This is a genomic window from Novosphingobium sp. TH158 (assembly GCF_002855555.1).
GTDB lineage: Bacteria > Pseudomonadota > Alphaproteobacteria > Sphingomonadales > Sphingomonadaceae > Novosphingobium.
The window spans coordinates 308,724-325,919 of sequence record NZ_PKRT01000002.1; the positions used below are offsets into that span (position 1 = coordinate 308,724).

Genomic DNA, 17,196 nt, shown 5'->3' on the forward strand with positions numbered 1-17,196 from the left:
AAAACGGGTACGTAAGACATGAACGACACCACCCTGGTGCCGACGCCGAACAGCGACGACCTTCCGCAGCGTCGGGCCGATTTCCGCACCTTCGGCGAAGCGCTGGACTATGCCGCGACCGGCCGCAAGGGCATGAATTTCCACGATGCCCGCGGCAATCTTGCCAAGGTCTATCCCTACGCGCAGCTGCGCGAAGACGCGCTGACGACGGCCCGTCGCCTGATTGCCAGCGGCATCGGCAAGGGCGATCGCGTGGCCCTGATCGCCGAAACCGGTCCTGAATTCGCCGCCCTGTTCTGCGGTGCGGTCTATGCCGGTGCCTGGCCGGTGCCGCTGCCGCTGCCCACCAGCTTCGGCGGCAAGGAAAACTACATCGAACAGCTTGTCGTCCAGCTGCAAAGCTCGGACCCCAAGGTGCTGTTCTTCCCCGCCGAAATCGCCGAAATGGCCGGCGCTGCCGCCACCCGCCAGGGCTGCGAGGGCAAGGCCTGGGAAGATTTCGCCAATGAACCGGCGCCCGATTGCGCGCTGCCCCAGGCCAGCCCGGACGATATCTGCTACCTGCAGTATTCTTCCGGCTCGACCCGTTTCCCGCACGGCGTGGCGGTGACGCACGAAGCGCTGCTCAACAACCTGTCCGGCCACAGCCACGGCATGAAGCTGAGCCAGGGCGACCGCTGCATATCGTGGCTGCCGTGGTATCATGACATGGGCCTGGTCGGCTGCTTCCTGTCGCTGATCGCCAACCAGATCTCGGTCGATTATCTCAAGACCGAGGATTTTGCCCGCCGTCCCCTTGCCTGGCTGGACATGATCAGCCGCAATCCGGGCACTTCGTGCTCCTACTCGCCCACCTTCGGCTACGACATCTGCGCCCGCCGCATCTCCAGCCAGACCAACGTGGCCGAGCGTTTCGACCTTTCGCGCTGGCGCATCGCGGGCAACGGCGCAGACATGATCCGCCCTGACGTGATGCAGAACTTCGTCAATGCCTTTGCCCCGGCCGGATTCAAGGCCAGCGCCTTCCTGCCCAGCTATGGCCTGGCCGAAGCGACGCTGGCGGTTACCCTGATGCCCCCGGGCGAGGGCATCCGCGTCGAACTGGTCGAAGAAGAACGCCTTTCAGGCTGCACGCGCGACCTGTCGCGCCCGGCGCGCTACCGCGCCATCGTCAATTGCGGCAAGCCGGTAAAGGACATGGAAGTGGCGATCCGTGGCGAACACGACGAGGTGCTGCCTGATCACCACATCGGCAAGGTCTGGTGCAAGGGCCCCTCGGTCATGCACTCCTATTTCCGCGATCCGGAATCGACCGCGGCCTGCCTCGTCGATGGCTGGCTGGATACCGGCGACATGGGCTACATGGCCGATGGCTACCTGTTCATCGTCGGCCGCGCCAAGGACATGATCATCATCAACGGCAAGAACCACTGGCCCCAGGATATCGAATGGGCAGTGGAACAGTTGCCCGGCTTCAACCACGGCGACATCGCCGCCTTTGCGGTGGAGAGCGAGAATGGCGAGGAAGTGCCCGCCGTGCTCGTCCATTGCCGCGTCTCCGATCCCGAAGAGCGCGTGAAGCTGCACACGACGATCCGCGACAAGGTTCGCTCGATCACCGGCATGAACTGCGTGGTGGAACTGGTGCCGCCGCGCACCCTGCCGCGCACCAGCTCAGGCAAGCTGAGCCGCGCCAAGGCCAAGAAGCTTTACCTTTCGGGCGAGATCGAACCCTTCAAGCTGCTCGAAGCCGCCTGACCTTCCCCGTCAGGCGACTGCTTCTGCCTGTTCGGGCTCGGGCTTCCGCCAGCGCGGGGCCCGGGGCAGGACCACTAGCAGCAGCCCGCCAATCACGCAGCCCGCAGCACCGACCATCAGGAAGCTGTCGTAATTGCCCGAGGTGTCGTACATCCGCCCGGCAAGCAGCGGCCCGAGCCCGGTTGCCAGCGAAATGACGGCGGAGATCGTGCCATAGATCTTGCCGAAGTTCTTCATGCCGCCGTATTCGGCAGCGAAGAACAGGGTGATGTTGGTCTTGGTGCCGATGGCATAGCCGTTCATCAACATGGCAAAGACCACCAGCGGCATCGAGCGCGCGCCCTCCATCAACGGCACCATGGCCAGTGCACAGGCCGCCAGCGTCAGCCCGCCCACCCAGTTCGGGCGATAGCGATCGAGCAGCCAGCCGGTGGCGAGCTTGCCTGCCACGGCGGCAAGGCCGGAAAGGAACAGCAGTTGCGCCGCCTGGGCGCGGCCAATGCCGGATTCTGTCAGGATCGGGAACAGGTGGATCGAGAAGCCCTGCGTTACCGCCATGACAATGAAGGATGACGCCAGGATCATCCACAGAGCGGGGCTGCGCACGGCTTCCGGGATCGACAGCCCCGGCACGTCTGCCGGAACGTCCCCTGCCTGCCTTGCCGCCTCTGCCAGCGCCTTTTCCCGCTTGGAAAAACCATCGTGGAAGAACAGCAGGCAGACGATGAAGGTCAACGAGCCCCAGCCCAGCGCCATCCAGATATAGGCCTGCCGCCAGCCGAACCCTTCGATCAGCCAGTTGCCGAGCATCGGCACGATGCCTTGGGCGACGGCCGTGCCCGCCACGACCAGGCCCAGAGCCAGCCCGCGCGATTTCTCGAACTTGCGGGCAACGGCGGCGGACCAGATCGTGGACTTGATGGTCACCAGGATCATGCCGAAGATCACCCACATGGCGATCCACAGCGTTGCAGAACCGTTCATCAGGCCGAAGCTGGCCATGGCCACCGTGGTCAGCACGACGCCCGGCAAGGCCAGCCTGCGCGAACCGTACTTGTCGATCAGGATGCCGAAGAAGGGCGAAAGGAATGCCGTCATGGTCGTGGCGATGGCCGGTCCGGCAGACAAGGTCGTGCGATTCCAGCCGAATTCCTCGCCCAGCGGCTGCATGAAGATGCCGGCGCCAGACAGCATGACCGAGAACAGCGAGAAACCCAGGGAGGCCGAAAGGACGACAAGCCACCCTTGTGACCATTCCTCGCGTGCAGTGCGTGCGCCAGCTGCCATCTTCGCTTCTCTCCCGTCCTATAGGCGATAGGCTAGGCCAGGAACGGAGGAATGCAAAGCGCCCCCATCGTCCTCCCGTCGCAGCATCTTGGCGGCGATGCTTCAGCGGTGTCGCATTTGTGTCGGGGAAGAAATAAAATGACCGGAATCCGCGTCAGCGCCAGCCCTCAGCATCGGCACCAGCCATGTCGTGATGCCCCGCCAGCAGGCGACCGTGCTTGCCAATTACCTGCTTGAAGTGGCACATGCCACGCCGCCCCCAGCCCGCCGGGGCCGCATCGGCCACTGGTTTGGAGGCCAGCTCTGTCTTACGCTAATAATACAGCTTGAACTGACACGCGGTTGGACCCATGTTGTCGCTCGTAACCTGCAAGGGAAACGAGGAAACCATGGCCACGACCCCCACTGCCGCTGCTGAACCGGCGATCACCCTGACGCCGCCCGATCCGGTTCCCGTGGTCGCCCCGGAACGGGCTGCGGGCCTGGTTCCCGTGGCCGACGAGAAAAAGTCCGCGCTCGAGGCCAAGGCCGATGCCTTTGTGGCGGACCTGATCGCACAGGATGCCAACAGCCCCGAATTCGGCAAGCGGATCGACCAGCTGACTAACATGGGCCGCAAGGAGATCGCGGCGGCTGCCGGAATGGCCAACCGTTTCCTCGACCGGCCGGTGCGTGCGATGGACAAGGATTCGGGCGTCGGCGCCAACCTTGCCGAGCTGCGTCGCACCGTGGAGGAACTCGATCCGGGCCGGAACGGCAAGCTCTCCACGGGCCGCAAGTTCCTGGGCATCATCCCCTTCGGCAACAGCCTGAAGCGCTATTTCAATTCCTACCAGTCGGCGCAGACGCACATCCAGTCGATCCTCGGCCACCTTGCCTCGGGCAAGGACGAGCTGCTGATGGACAATGCCGCGATCGACGTGGAACGGCAGAAGCTGTGGGAAGCGATGGGCAACCTTGAGCAGATGATCCACATCAGCCGGACGCTCGATGCCAAGCTTGAGGAAGCCGCTGCCGACCTTGATGCCACCGATCCGGCGAAGGCCAAGGCCGTGCGCGAAACGGCGCTGTTCTACACCCGCCAGCGCACGCAGGACCTGCTGACGCAGATGGCGGTGACCGTGCAGGGCTACCTTGCGCTCGACCTGGTGAAGAAGAACAATGTCGAACTGGTGAAGGGCGTCGATCGCGCCAGCACCACCACCGTCGGCGCGCTGCGCACGGCGGTGACGGTGGCCCAGGCCATGACCAACCAGCGGCTTGTTCTGCAACAGATCACCGCGCTTAACGAGACGACGGCGAATATCATCGATTCGACCGGCACCCTGCTGAAAGAGCAGACCGCGAAGATTCACGAGCAGGCGGCCAGCTCGACCATCCCGATGGAGACCCTGCAACGGGCATTCCAGAACATCTATGACACGATGGACAATATCGACACCTTCAAGGTGAAGGCGCTCGATGCGATGAAGCAGACGGTGACGACGCTGACCGCCGAGGTCGAAAAGTCCAAGGGCTACATCGCCCGGGCAGAGGGCGCGGCGCAGGCGGCCAAGTCTGTCGAAGGCCCCAGCATCCTGAGCCTGGAGGGCTGAACCCTTGCCTTCGCCTGCACAGAACAGCGATGCCATCATGCGGGCGGCCGGACAAAGCCTGGCGCACCAGCGGGCCGGCGGCCGCCGGGTCGGCTCGATCGGACGGCAATCGGCCCGGCTGAAACGCGGCCACCTGGCAAAAAAGATCGGCCGCATCCTGCTGGCCGTGGGTGGCATCTGGCTCGCCAGCTCGCTGCTGAGCCTGTTCATTACCCCCATCGGCCTGCTCGGCCTGGTGGGGACAGTGCTGCTCTCGTTCATCGCCGTTGGCGTGCTGGCCACTTTCCCGAAAATGCAGCCGCCGACGATCGACACCCTGGCCAAGGGCGACGTCAAGACCATGGTCGGCCGCACGGAGATGTGGCTGGAACGCCAGCGCCCTGCCCTGCCCCCGCCGGCGGTGAAGCTGGTCAACCACATCGGCTTGCAGCTCGATGGGCTGGGCGCGCAGTTGAAGGATATCGACCCGCTGCACCCCGCCGTGGGCGAGGTTCGCAAGCTGGTGGGCGAACACCTGCCGCAGGTGGTCGAGGGCTATCGCCGTATTCCGGAACACCTGCGCTATGAAGACCGCGCGGGAACCAATCCCAACAAGCAGTTCATGGAATCGCTGGGGCTGATCAGCAACGAGATCGATTCGGTGACCCGCCAGCTTGCCACGGGCGCGATCGACGATCTGGCGATCAAGACGCGCTACCTCGATTACAAGTACGGCAGCGCGATGGAGAAGGAGGAAGGGGCGCAATAGCCCCTTCCCCGTTCAGGTTCCTCAAAAGTCGAATTCGAACGGCGACCCGTCGAAGTTGCCGCCCAGCTTGTGCGTGGCTGCGGCAAGCTTTGCCTGATCCTTGCCTTCCAGGTGGCCGTCGATGATCCGCTGGTAATTGCTGATCAGGCCTTCCTTCACGTTCGAGAGCCGCATGAATTCGAACCCTTCGGCGTGCAGGCCCTTCTGCTGGAGCGGAATGTTCGAATAGTCCTGCCGCGGGATGGGCGGGAAATCCGGGCTGTCATAGGGCAGCATGATCGGCTCCATGGGCACGGGCGGTTCCTCGCCGGGAGCGAAGGGGGCCAGCGACCACAGTTCGAACAGGCACGATTCCGGCCCTAGCGGACGAATACGATAGCTCGACATGCAGCTGAAGAACGGCAGCAGGAAGTAGTTGGGGAACAGGAATTCCACCGCGTGGACGGGGTGCGATACAGCCACCGCGTTCAGGTCGGGAATCGGTTCGCCCTTGGCGCCCAGCTGCTTGGTGATCTGGTCCTGGACCATGCCGAAGAACATCATCACCGCCTGCTGCGGATCTTCGGGGAACTCGGCATCGACGAGCTGGCGCGCGATCACGAGCTCCTTTTCATGAACCATGCCGGCCATGCCTTCGCTCAGCAGCTCAAGATGGCGCATCTGCGAATCGATGTTGTCCTTGACGCTCATGTCCGGGTTCACCGGAACGCCGATGCCGCCCGTATCGAAGCCGTACATCGAATTGTAGAGTGCCGGTGCGGTCTGCTGCAGCTGCGGGTGCGTGCGCATCACGTGATAGCCTTCCATGAAGGCTTCCATGGCGATCTTCCAGTTCGCCGGCAGCACCGTGGCATACCACCATTCGGAGCGCAGGTTGCTCTTGCCGTGGGCGTCCAGGTTTTCCAGGATCGGCCCCATCGTTTCGCGCAGCGACGGTGCATTGTCATCGAAGTTGATGAAGGCGCAACCGCCCCATTCCTCGACGCGGCAGGGCTTCAGCTTCAGGTCTTCGTTGTCGAGCTGGTGCTCGGTGAACAGGTGCTTGCCGTAAACGAAGGTGCATTCGCCCTCGATGTTCCAGCGCCAGCCGTGGAACGGGCAGATGAAGCCCTTGGTCTTGCAATTGCCGTGGCTGCCTTCGGTCAGCGGAACGCCGCGATGGCGGCAGGCGTTGTGGAAGGCCTTCACGCCATCCTTGGTGCGCACGATGATGACCGACTTGCCAAGGTTGGAATATTCCACCCAGTCACCCACTTCGGGGATCTGCTCCAGCCGGCAGGCCATCTGCCAGACATGCGGCCACAGGTGCTCGCATTCCAGCTTGTAGAACTCTTCATCGTAATAACGCTTTGCCGGGATCCGTTCCGGGTCGGTCACCTTGAACGGAATCTGCCTCGTCTCGGCCATCTGGTATTCTCCCGTGTGTGCAGCTTTGCCTTGACGCGCGGTTGTAAGGCGCGCGCGGCAAGGCGCAACCGGCTTGACCGGTTTGCGTCGGAAATCGGCTGGGCGGTGTTCAGGCGAGGTCGGGATCGGGCCCCGCAGCGAATGCGGCGAGCTGCTCCTCGAAGCGCTTGCGGATCGGATCGTCGCGACCGAACGAGGTGAGGATGTAGAACTGCCCGCGTTCGATACCGCGCACCGCCATCTCCCCGGCCACACCGGCATCGAGCCCGCCGGGCATGGCGCCGCGCGCTTCCTTGCCGATGACCCGGGCGGTATTGGCCGGAAGGTTCGTCATCACGAGGCCGGGGCACATTACCGAAACTTCAACCCCGTGCGGCTTCATTTCCGCGCGCAGCGTTTCGCTCAGTGCGACGACACCATACTTGGCCGAGGAATAGGCCCCGGCGGTCGGCCGGTCGCCCGAAAGCCCCGCCATCGAGGCGACATTCAGGATATGGCCACGGCCCAGGCTGCGGATCGCACTGCCGAAAGTGACGATGCCGTTGTACACGCCGAAGAAGTTGATCGCGAAGATGCGCTCGAAGCTTTCCGGCACGGAATCGGCCAGCTCAAGCCCGTCGGGCGCGATGCCGGCATTGTTGACCAGCACGGTGACAGGACCAAAGACCTCTTCGGCCTTTTCCTTGGCCTCGCGCCATTGTTCGCGGTCGCGCACGTCGAGCAGCACCCCGCGAAGGCCATTGCCGCGCGAGGCCAGCACTTGCGCCAGTGCCTCGTCGTTGATGTCGGCAATGGTAACCTTCACGCCCCGCTTCAGCAGGGCATCGGCAATGCCAAGGCCGATGCCGCTGGCCCCGCCGGTGATGAATGCATGATCGGCGGGGGTCAGCTGCATCAGTCGGCGTCCTTCACAGGGATGGAGAAGCGATCGGTGTATTCCTTGAAGTGGTTGCGCACCCACTTCGCGGAAAGGCCGAATTCTTCCAGCGTATATTCGTGCTTACCGTGCTTGCCCTTGGGATTGAAGGCCATCATCGCTTCCATCCCCGCCTGTGCCTCAGGCGTGAAGGGCGTGCCGAACCGCTCGTAGAGTGCGCGCTGGGTGCCGATGGGATCCTTGAGCTGCGCGGCGTACTGGATGTCGAAGATCGCGTCCTCGCCATGCTTTTCGCGGTAGGCGTTGGAGCGGGCGATCATCTGGTCGAAGGTCTGCAGCAGGCATTCGGCGATTTCGCCGGGGTCCATGCTGTCCGAATACATCGGCCGCACCGCCTTGAGCAGCGAACAGGCCGATCCGACCACTTCCACCGGATCGCGGTGCGTCATCACCAGTTCGGCATCGGGGAACACGGTGGTCAGGTCGTTGAGGAACAGGGGGTGCCAGGGGTTCTTCAGCGTCCACTTGCCGCCGACCTTTTCCTGCAGGACTTGCAGGATCTGCTTCTGGAAGCGGAAGGCCGGCTTGTAATCGGCCTGGAAGAACCACTCGCGATAGCTGGGGATGTGGACCTGGCTGTCATAGACCTGCGAGCAGAACGACTGCGCCATCGAGAATTGGTCCTCGCTGGGGCTGTCGGCATCTTCCCAGTGGATCGCGGCGATATGCGGCATGTACTTCAGCGCCATTTCGCCGCGCGCGACCTCGTTGATGTAGCGCTCGTCCGACTTGTAGTCGGGCCCCGGCGGCGGCACGGAATTGAGCGATTCAAACCGGCGATAGCAGCGGCGCGCCGGATCGGCGGACAGCAGGTTGATCGTCAGCGTCGTGCCGGTGCGCGGCAGGCCGAACACGAAGGTGGGCTTCTCGATCGGCCGCTCCAGCAGTTCGGGATGCTTCTTGGCGTAATCGACCACCTTCATCCGGTTGATGAGGTTGTTGGTTATCGACTGCTCCCACATCGCCGCGCCGCGCTCTGAAAGGCGGGCTTCCTCGTTCGATGCCTTGACGAGGATGGGCAGGCCTTCAAGCTGCGAAGGATCGCCAAGGTCTTCAAGGCCCGTGGCCGCGCGGGCATTTGCGATGATGGTATCGACGTTCATGGTCACTTCCTAGATTGCGAATGAGTAGCCGCCGTTGACTGGGTAGGTCTGGCCGGTGATCCAGCTGGCGCTGTCGGAACAGAGGAACAGCACCATGGCCGCGACATCGTCCGGCGTGCCATAGCGGCGGATGACATATTGCGAGAGCTGCGCCTTGGACATGGGAGTCTCCATGAACTCGGCCAGCTGTTCCTCGCTCATCGGCGGGGTGAGCGTGGAGAGCGAGACGGCGTTGCAGGTAATGCCATAGCGCCTCGCTTCCTTGGCGATCGAACGGACGAAGCCCGCTGCGCCTGCCTTGGCCGCGGCATAGGCGGCCAGGCGCTGTTCGCCCAGCCGGCCGGAATCCGAAACGATGGTAACGATGCGGCCGCCCTGGCCGACTTCGACCATGCCCAGCAGGGCAACGTGGCAGCAGTTCATCACGCCATAGAGGTTGGTGTTGAAGAAGCGGGGCCATTCTGCCGGGTCGGCCTGCCAGAATTCCGGCGAACGACCCATCCGGTCTGTCGGCCCGGCCATGCCGGCATTGTTGACCAGCAGGGTGATCGTGCCAAGTTCGCCGCTGGCCTTGTCGAAAGCCGCCTTGACCGATGCATAGTCGGAAACATCGGCCTGCACCGCAACCGCCTTGCCCCCTGCCTCGCGGATCTCCTGCGCCACGGCCTCTGCCCGTTCGAGCACGAAATCGTTGACCGCCACCGCGGCACCATGATCGGCCAGCGCCAGCGCTATGCCCCGACCGGCACCCTGCCCGCCGCCGGTGACAAGCGCGGCGCGGCCACTGAGGTCAAGAATGTCCCTTGCCGGCATGGTCATCTCCCTTTCCGCTGTTATTTCCGGCACGCTTTGCACTGGCAAGTGGGCGGGCCACGCCGGGGCGATGCCATACAACAGGCCTGTCGTAATTTTGGCAAGGGCGGTTGCCACGCTTGCCGAGTTAGACTTCATGGGTGGCCGAGAGGATAAGAAATGGCCGCACACGCCCCCTTGCTGCAACGCCCTGCCGGCGGGTTCGATTCGGCACAGGGCCTGCTGCGCGCAGAACACTTCCAGATGGCCTGGGCTACCAATGACATGGACCGGGCCAAGGCGCTGCTTTCCGAACGGCTGGGCATCCGCGAATTCACCGTCATCGGCGGGCCCACGCGGCAAGGCGGCGAAACCTGGGCCGCGCTCGCCTGGGTCGGGTCCATCATGTACGAACTGATCACGGCCAGCGGCCCGGGATCGGACATCATCATGAACCGCCTGCCGCAGGGCTCCGGCTTTGCCATGAAGCACCACCACCTCGGCTATCTTGTCAGCGACCAGGCCGAATGGGACGCGCTTGAGGCGGAGGCGGCACGTGCCGGCTGGGCGATGCCGCACAAGAGCATCAACTCCGGCTTCATGACCAGTTGCTTCATCGACGTGCCCGAACTGGGGCACTACCTTGAATACATCATGCCCGAACCTGCGGGCCTCGAATTCTTCCAGAACGTCACAAGGAACTGAAAATGCCCGTCAGCTTCGATTTTTCCGGCAAGGTTGCCATCGTCACCGGCGGCGGATCGGGCATTGGCGAGGCAACGGCCATCGCACTGCTCAAGGCCGGGGCCAAGGTCGCCATTGCCGGGCGCAAGGCGGACCGGCTGGAGGCCGCCGCAGCAGCGATGCGCGAGACGACGGGAGGCGAGGTGTTCTGCTTTGCCACCGACGTGCGCGTGCAGGAACAGTGCCAGGCCCTGATCGAGGCGGTGGTTGCCCACTTCGGCCGGCTGGACGTGCTGATCAACAATGCCGGCGGCGCACGCCACGCCGCGCTGCGCACCGCTCCGGTCGAGAGCTGGCGGCAGGATATGGCGCTCAACCTCGACAGCGCATTCTTCTGTTCGCAGTCCGCCTATCCGCACCTCAAGGCGGCAGCGGCAGAGAACGGGCAGGCAGCGATCGTCAACATCTCCTCGATGGCGGGCAACGGCGGCACCATGGGCTGCGGCGGCTATTCCGCGGCCAAGGCCGGGCTGCAGATGCTGACCCGCGTTGCCGCCGCCGAATGGGGGCCCAAGGGCATCCGGGTCAACGCGGTTGCCGCCGGGATGATTGCAACGCCGCTGGCCCGCGCCAACTGGGCCAAGACCGGCTTCGACGCTGCCTCGGCCACCACGGCCTTCCCGCTGCGCCGCCCCGGCGAGCCGGAAGAAGTGGCACGCACCGTGCTGTTCATGGCCAGCGATGCCGCCAGCTATATCACCGGCGAAACGCTGATCTGCGGCGGCGGTCCGACCATCAAGGGCATGATCGATACCGATGACTGATCCCCTCTCCCCGCCAGCACGCTTCGCGGGAAGCGAAGCACAGCTTCACGAAGCCGCCGCCGCGCTGATCGATGGCTGGTCCGATTTCGGCGCGGGCGATTACCTGCGCGGGCTCGACGTGCTGCTCCACTCGATGGACTACGACCCCCGGTGGAGCGCCGAGGGGCGCCAGCGCGGCTGGATGACCATGGCCAACGTGCTCGCCGCGCGCGGCCATGCCATCCGGTCCATGGCGCAGACGCCGGGGTGGGATTCCCATGCCATCAAGGCGCCGATCATCATCACCGGCGTACCGCGCACCGGCACCACCGCGCTGCACAAGCTGCTGGCGGTCGATCCGCAGTTCCAGGGGCTGCAGACGTGGATCACCGGCGCCCCGCAGCCACGCCCCCCGCGCGACAGCTGGGAGGCCAACCCGCGTTTCCAGCGATCCGTGGCCGAGCTTGAGGCACGCCATCGCGAAAAGCCCGCCGCGCTGGCCGCCCACGCCATGGCGGCCGAGGAGGTGGACGAATGCTGCCTGATCCTGCGGCAGGGGTTCGTCTCCAACCTGTATACCTGCGGCTGGTCGGCCCAGTCGTATGACCTGTGGCGGCGCGAGGCGAGCGAGGCGCATTGCTATGCTCATTTCGAGCGCGTGCTGCGGCTGGTTGGCAGCAATGAACCGGACAAGCGCTGGCTGCTGAAGAACCCCGGCCATGTCGAGAACCTCGATGCCCTGTTCGCGCAGTTCCCCGATGCGAAGGTGATCCACACGCACCGCGATCCGGCCAAAGCGATCCCCTCGCTCTGTGCCCTGCTGATCGGCAACCACAGCCTGTTCGAGGAAGGCCGCGTGGAAGAGCGCGCCTGGCAGATGGGCCTTGCCGAGACCGAAAAGTGGGCACGCGCCATCCGCCGGGCGGAACCGGTGCGACAGGCCCATGCCGGGCAGGTGCTCGACGTGGTCCACACCGATTTCCACGGCGACCCGATGGGAACGGTAGAGCGCATCTACGCCTTTGCCGGCCTCGAACTCTCCGATCAGGTGCGCGCCGACATGGCCGTGCGGATCGAGGAAAAGCCGGAGCTGGCTCACGGTCCGCACCGCTACTCGCTTGAGGATTTCGGCCTTTCCGCCGGTCTCGTGCGCGAAGCCTTCGGCGATTACGTTGCGCGTTTCGACCTGATGGAGAAGCGCGCATGAAGGCCGCGGTCTATGCCGGCAAGGGCGGCGCGATCACCATCGAAGAACTGCCCGATCCGGTCCCCGGCGATGGCGAGCTGGTCATCCGGGTCCAGCGCTGCGGCATCTGCGGCACCGACCTGTCGATGACAAAGGGCGAGATGTTCGATTTCCCCGCCGGCCAGTTCGGTCACGAATTCGCCGGGGAAGTGGTCGCGCTGGGCAAGGGTGTGGAAGGCTTCCGTCTGGGCCAGAAGCTGGCGGTAAACCCATCGGGCGCCTGCGGCCACTGCATTGGCTGCGCCGGCCACAACCATGTGATGTGCCGCGAGGCACCAAGCTTTGCCCAGGGCTTTGCCGAATATGCCCGCCTGCCCGCCAGCCTGGCCGTCCCCCTGCCCGATACGCTTTCGCTGGCGGACGGCGCGCTGATCGAGCCGCTCGCGGTGAGCCTTTACGGAGTGCGCCGGTCGGGCATGAAGCCGGGTGCGCGCGTGGTGGTTCTGGGCGGCGGCACGGTGGCGCTTTACGCGATCTACTGGGCGCTTGCGCTGGGGGCCGGCAAGGTGGTTGCCCTCTCCCGCTCCGAGCGCCGCCGCGACCTGTGCCTGGCCATGGGCGCCGATGCCTTCGTGCCTTTCGGCGCGAACGAGGTGGGCGAGACGATCGAGGCGCTGGGCGGACCGGCCGACCTGGTGTTCGAATGCGTCGGCGCGGAAGGCATGATGATGAAGGCCATCCAGCACGCCTCGGTCTATGGCAAGGTGGTGAGCCTGGGCTTCTGCACCAAGCCCGATCCGCTGATCCCCGCGCTGGCGGCCTACAAGTGCGCAACGATCCAGTTCCTCGTCGGCTATGGCATGGACGAATTCCTCACCATCGCGCGCGATATCGACAAGGGCCATGTGGACCCCAAGGCGATCATCACCGATACGGTTCCGCTGGCCGCCCTGCCGCAAACCATGGACATGCTGCGCGGCCCGAATAACGAGACCAAGGTCCACGTGCTGTGCTGAAGGAGCAGGGGGAATGAGCGACGCGGAAGACAAGGGCCTTGCCCTGTTTGCGGAAATCTACGGCCAGGAAGCCGCTGACGGCACGCGCGAGTGGTACCGCAAGGGTGAAGGCTTCGGCGTCGAGCAGGGCCGTTGGACAATGGAATGGGCCTTCGGCTCGGTCTGGACACGCGAGGGCCTTGATCGCCGGTCGCGCTCTTGCGCCGTGCTGGGCATGCTCATCGGCCAAGGCGCCTCGGAAGAAATCCGCTATCACACCCGGATGGGCCTGAAGAATGGCCTGACCCGCACCGAAATCGAGGAAATCTTCTACTCCGCGATCCCCTATGCCGGCTTTCCCAAGGCGGCCACCGCCAAGCGGGCCATGCTGCTGGGCTTCGAGGATTACGACAAACAGGAGAATGAACAGTGAGCGCAAACCTTGCCAATGACCTTGCCGGACTGGGCTATCGCGGCAAGACCTGCGTCGTTACCGGCGGCGCATCGGGCATGGGCGAACAGGTCGCCCGCATCCTTGGCGAGCTGGGCGCGAAGGTCCACATCGTCGATATTGCCGAGCCCAAGGTGCCCTGCGAAAGCTACACCGCTCTCGACCTGTCGGACTTCGATGCGGTGCGCGCGGCGGCGGAAAAGCTGAAGGCGCTCGCCCCCATCCACTTCCTGTTCCCCTGCGCCGGACTGCCGCCGATGGTGAAAGGCCCGCTCTATTGCATGCGGGTGAACTATGTCGGCACGCGGCTCTTCGTCGAAAGCCTGCTTCCGGCGCTGGAAGACGGCGCGGGCATCGCGCTGATTTCCTCCGACGCGGCGATGGGCTGGATGAAGAACCTGGCCCAGAGCCTCGAGATGCTGGCGATTTCCGATCCGGACGAAGCCATCGCCTGGGTAGAGGCCGACCCCGAAAAGCGCCTGCGCGACGGATACACCACTTCCAAGGAAATGCTGGTGGTGTGGACCGCCAATGCGGCGGTCAAGCTCGGGCTGGATCGCCGCATCCGCCTCAACTGCATCGGCCCCTGTCCCACCCGCACCGCCTTCATGGACGTGCAGGAAACGGCATTGCCCGATGGCTTCCTCGACAAGTGGCCCTACCCCTCGCTTGGCCGCATGGCCACGGCGGAAGACCAGGCCTGGCCACTGGTTCTCCTCAACAGCCCGCTCAACGCGGCGATCACCGGCACCTTCCTCTACACCGACCAGGGCTTCGCCACCGGCGTGTTCACCGGTGCCATCGACCCCGCCTTCATGGGCGGATCGAAGCTCTGACCTGACAGGACTGACCATGACCGAAACCAAAGCCGCCCCGCCCCCTCCCAAGCGCCCGCGCCCCCGGCTCGATGCCGTGAACCGTCCGTTCTGGACCGGCGGCGCCGAGGGCAAGCTCCAGATCGTTCATTGCCCGGATTGCGGGCAATACACCCATCCGCCCAAGGAATTCTGCCGGCATTGCCAGTCGGAAAACGTGGCTCCCAAGGCCATGGCCGGCACCGGCACGGTCGATACCTACACGATCAACTACCAGCCCTGGATGCCGGACCTCGAAGTGCCCTTCATCATCGCGCGGGTGCGGCTGGACGATGCCCCGGACGTGATCCTGACCACCAACGTGGTCAATTGCCCCGTCGATGCGATCGACTTCGACGACAAGGTGCGCGTCGTATTCGAAGAGCAGGACGGCGTGTTTTTCCCGCTGTTCGAGAAGGTGGCCTGACATGACCAAGCTGAAGGAAGCCTACATTTCCGGCGTCGGCCAGTCAGAGGTCGGCGTGCGCCTTGCCCGTTCGCCAATGGGCCTGACGATGGATGCCATCAAGCAGGCACTCGACGATGCCGGCCTGACCATGGACCAGATCGACGGCGTCGCCTCCTATCCGGGACGCATGGCCACGTTCCTCGGCTTTTCGCCGATCGGCGTGGACGAGGTGATCGAGACCTGCGGCATCAAGGCGCGCTGGCACATGGGCGGTGGCGAAATCCCCGCCCAGCTTTCCGCCATTGCCGCCGCGGTCGATGCCGTGCGGCTGGGCCATGCCCGCCACGTTATCTGCTTCCGCACGGTTTACGAGGCGGCGGCCATGTCGCGCCCCGAAGAGTTCCCGCCGCTGCGCCGCGAATTCGTTGATGGCCTGTCACAGTGGACCGCACCCTACTTCGCCATTTCGGCGGCGTGCTGGGTCGGGCAGTTCGCGATGCGCCAGATGAAGCGCAACGGCATGACGCGCGAACAGCTCGCGCAGATTGCGCTGAACGGCAATCGCAATGCGCTGCTCAACCCCAACGCGCGGAACATCACCAAGAAGGAGCTGACGCTCGACGAGTACATGGAGGCGCGGATGATCACATCGCCGTTCTGCCTCTACGACTGCGATCGCTTCTCCGATTGCTCTACGGTGGTGATCGTCTCGGCCAGCGACGCGCTTGACGAAGTGAGCCCCAATCCGGTGCGCGTCGCGGCAACAGCCGGTTCGGTGCACCGCTATTCGTGGGACCAGCCAGACTACATGGCCAGCTATGCCACCGGCCCGGACCTGTGGTCGAAGACGGACTACAAGCCCAAGGATGTCGATACCGTCCAGTTCTATGACGGTTTCGCCTTCTTCCCGATCTCGTGGCTCGAAGCCCTGGGCTTCTGCGACGTGGGCGCCGGGCACGAATTCGTCGACGGGGGAACGCGCATCGCGATTGACGGCGAACTGCCGCTCAACACCGGGGGCGGCCAGCTGGGCGCCGGGCGGCTCCACGGCTTCGGCTTCGCGCATGAAGCGGTGACGCAGCTGCGCGGCAAGGCCGGGGCACGCCAGATCCCCGGCGATCCCAAGGTTGCCGTCGCCACCTCGGGCGGCGGACCGCTGGCCGCTGCGCTGCTGCTGGCAAGGGACTGACCCCTTGGACCAGCTCATCGGCAAGCGCGCGGTCGTCACCGGCGCGGCAAAGGGCATCGGCGCCGCCATTGCCCGCCGCTTTGCCGAAGCTGGCGCACAGGTCCTGGTGGCCGATATCGACCCGGCGGTTGAGCCGTTCGCCGCCGGGATAGGCCAGGCCGGCATGGTGATCGATGTCGGCCGAGTGGCAGAGCTCGACCGGCTGTTCGCCCGGGTGCGGGCGGAATGGGGCGGGCTGGACGTGCTGGTCAACAATGCCGGCGTCACCCATGCAGCCACGCTCGATGATCTGACCGAGGAGGATTATGACCGCGTCCTCGGCATCAACCTCAAGTCCATGGTCTTCGCCACCCAGCGCGCGGCCCGCCTGATGGATCGCGGCGGATCGGTGATCAACATGAGCTCGGTCAACGCCGTTCTGGCCATCCCCAACCAGATCCCCTACGCCATATCCAAGGGTGGGATCGGACAGTTGACCACGGTCACCGCACTGTCCCTCGCGCCGCGCGGCATCCGGGTAAACGCCATCGGCCCGGGTACGATCCTGACCGACATGGGCAAGGCCATCCTTGCCGACGAGGCGCAGACCCGCAAGATCATGAGCCGCACCCCTCTCGGCCGTGCCGGCGAACCCGAGGAAGTGGCAGACATCGCCCTGTTCCTCGCGAGCGAGCAATCAAGCTATGTCACCGGCCAGACGATCTACTGCGACGGCGGAAGGCTGGGCCTGAACTACACAATGTAAGCGCCCGCGCCCGAGCGAGGCAAAACAAGGCCCTCCGCCCGGCACGCCGGATGGACGAAGCGCTACTCAAGCGCCTTCAGTTTGGAAAATGGTGCGCTTACGTGACCCGCATATGACGCCCATCTATTTGAATCTAATTTAGAATTTTCGTTCGGCTGACGTGACCCCCTGATTTTCCTCCACGAGCGATTAGAGTCTGGCCTGAAGGAAGGACAGACGATGAAGCGTGCAAGGTTTTCAGAAGAGCAGATTA

Annotated in this window: 17 protein-coding genes; 12 read left to right on the forward strand and 5 right to left on the reverse strand. The window is 64.5% G+C overall.

The genetic code is table 11. The features are described from left to right. The first annotated feature begins 18 nt into the window (after nucleotides 1-18). Nucleotides 19-1,758, forward strand: a complete 1,740-nt coding sequence (locus C0V78_RS14560) for a fatty acyl-AMP ligase (RefSeq protein ID WP_101798624.1) — start codon at nucleotides 19-21, stop codon at nucleotides 1,756-1,758. A gap of 9 nt (nucleotides 1,759-1,767) precedes the next feature. On the opposite strand, the gene C0V78_RS14565 is transcribed toward C0V78_RS14560, so the two are convergent. Continuing rightward, nucleotides 1,768-3,045 (reverse strand): MFS transporter, encoded by a 1,278-nt coding sequence (locus C0V78_RS14565; protein ID WP_101798625.1) that lies wholly within the window; start codon nucleotides 3,043-3,045, stop codon nucleotides 1,768-1,770. Nucleotides 3,046-3,434: 389 nt separating this feature from the next. On the opposite strand from C0V78_RS14565, the gene C0V78_RS14570 reads away from it, so the two are divergent. Together C0V78_RS14570 and C0V78_RS14575 are read left to right on the forward strand one after the other, a co-directional pair. Then, nucleotides 3,435-4,640, forward strand: coding sequence for a toxic anion resistance protein (locus tag C0V78_RS14570; RefSeq protein ID WP_101798680.1), 1,206 nt, complete (start codon nucleotides 3,435-3,437; stop codon nucleotides 4,638-4,640). A 4-nt stretch (nucleotides 4,641-4,644) separates the two neighbouring features. Continuing rightward, nucleotides 4,645-5,388 carry a hypothetical protein gene (locus C0V78_RS14575; protein WP_101798626.1) on the forward strand — a complete coding sequence of 248 codons (744 nt, stop codon included), beginning with the start codon at nucleotides 4,645-4,647 and terminating at the stop codon, nucleotides 5,386-5,388. A gap of 21 nt (nucleotides 5,389-5,409) precedes the next feature. Here C0V78_RS14575 and C0V78_RS14580 read toward each other — a convergent pair whose 3' ends face one another. The 4 genes from C0V78_RS14580 to C0V78_RS14595 form a co-directional block, all read right to left on the reverse strand. Continuing rightward, nucleotides 5,410-6,795, reverse strand: a complete 1,386-nt coding sequence (locus C0V78_RS14580) for an SRPBCC family protein (protein WP_101798627.1) — start codon at nucleotides 6,793-6,795, stop codon at nucleotides 5,410-5,412. A gap of 109 nt (nucleotides 6,796-6,904) precedes the next feature. Continuing rightward, nucleotides 6,905-7,690, reverse strand: coding sequence for an SDR family oxidoreductase (locus C0V78_RS14585; protein WP_101798628.1), 786 nt, complete (start codon nucleotides 7,688-7,690; stop codon nucleotides 6,905-6,907). Further along, nucleotides 7,690-8,835 (reverse strand): sulfotransferase, encoded by a 1,146-nt coding sequence (locus C0V78_RS14590; RefSeq protein WP_101798629.1) that lies wholly within the window; start codon nucleotides 8,833-8,835, stop codon nucleotides 7,690-7,692. Before C0V78_RS14590 ends, C0V78_RS14585 begins: the two co-directional genes overlap by 1 nt. Before the next feature lie 9 nt (nucleotides 8,836-8,844). After that, nucleotides 8,845-9,654, reverse strand: coding sequence for an SDR family NAD(P)-dependent oxidoreductase (locus tag C0V78_RS14595; protein ID WP_254049968.1), 810 nt, complete (start codon nucleotides 9,652-9,654; stop codon nucleotides 8,845-8,847). Between the two features lie 153 nt (nucleotides 9,655-9,807). On the opposite strand from C0V78_RS14595, the gene C0V78_RS14600 reads away from it, so the two are divergent. From C0V78_RS14600 to C0V78_RS14640, 9 genes are read left to right on the forward strand one after another with little or no spacing between them, the layout of a single operon-like run. Beyond that, nucleotides 9,808-10,332, forward strand: a complete 525-nt coding sequence (locus C0V78_RS14600) for a VOC family protein (RefSeq protein WP_101798630.1) — start codon at nucleotides 9,808-9,810, stop codon at nucleotides 10,330-10,332. A 2-nt stretch (nucleotides 10,333-10,334) separates the two neighbouring features. Continuing rightward, nucleotides 10,335-11,135: an SDR family NAD(P)-dependent oxidoreductase gene (locus C0V78_RS14605; RefSeq protein WP_101798631.1), complete on the forward strand. Its 801-nt coding sequence runs from the start codon at nucleotides 10,335-10,337 to the stop codon at nucleotides 11,133-11,135. After that, entirely contained in the window at nucleotides 11,128-12,321 is a 1,194-nt protein-coding gene (locus C0V78_RS14610; RefSeq protein WP_101798632.1) for a sulfotransferase, read from the forward strand. The genes C0V78_RS14605 and C0V78_RS14610 overlap by 8 nt, the downstream gene beginning before the upstream one ends. Then, complete coding sequence (locus C0V78_RS14615) at nucleotides 12,318-13,316, forward strand: alcohol dehydrogenase catalytic domain-containing protein (protein ID WP_101798633.1); 999 nt, start codon at nucleotides 12,318-12,320, stop codon at nucleotides 13,314-13,316. Before C0V78_RS14610 ends, C0V78_RS14615 begins: the two co-directional genes overlap by 4 nt. Before the next feature lie 13 nt (nucleotides 13,317-13,329). Beyond that, nucleotides 13,330-13,728, forward strand: a complete 399-nt coding sequence (locus C0V78_RS14620; RefSeq protein WP_101798634.1) for a carboxymuconolactone decarboxylase family protein — start codon at nucleotides 13,330-13,332, stop codon at nucleotides 13,726-13,728. Beyond that, nucleotides 13,725-14,582, forward strand: a complete 858-nt coding sequence (locus tag C0V78_RS14625; RefSeq protein ID WP_101798635.1) for an SDR family oxidoreductase — start codon at nucleotides 13,725-13,727, stop codon at nucleotides 14,580-14,582. The genes C0V78_RS14620 and C0V78_RS14625 overlap by 4 nt, the downstream gene beginning before the upstream one ends. Nucleotides 14,583-14,598: 16 nt before the next feature. Further along, nucleotides 14,599-15,027, forward strand: coding sequence for a Zn-ribbon domain-containing OB-fold protein (locus tag C0V78_RS14630; RefSeq protein ID WP_101798636.1), 429 nt, complete (start codon nucleotides 14,599-14,601; stop codon nucleotides 15,025-15,027). 1 nt (nucleotide 15,028) lies between these two features. Beyond that, complete coding sequence (locus tag C0V78_RS14635) at nucleotides 15,029-16,198, forward strand: thiolase family protein (protein WP_101798637.1); 1,170 nt, start codon at nucleotides 15,029-15,031, stop codon at nucleotides 16,196-16,198. A gap of 4 nt (nucleotides 16,199-16,202) precedes the next feature. Next, on the forward strand, nucleotides 16,203-16,943 hold the full coding sequence (locus tag C0V78_RS14640) for an SDR family NAD(P)-dependent oxidoreductase (RefSeq protein ID WP_101798638.1): 741 nt from the start codon (nucleotides 16,203-16,205) through the stop codon (nucleotides 16,941-16,943). Nucleotides 16,944-17,196: the final 253 nt, after the last annotated feature.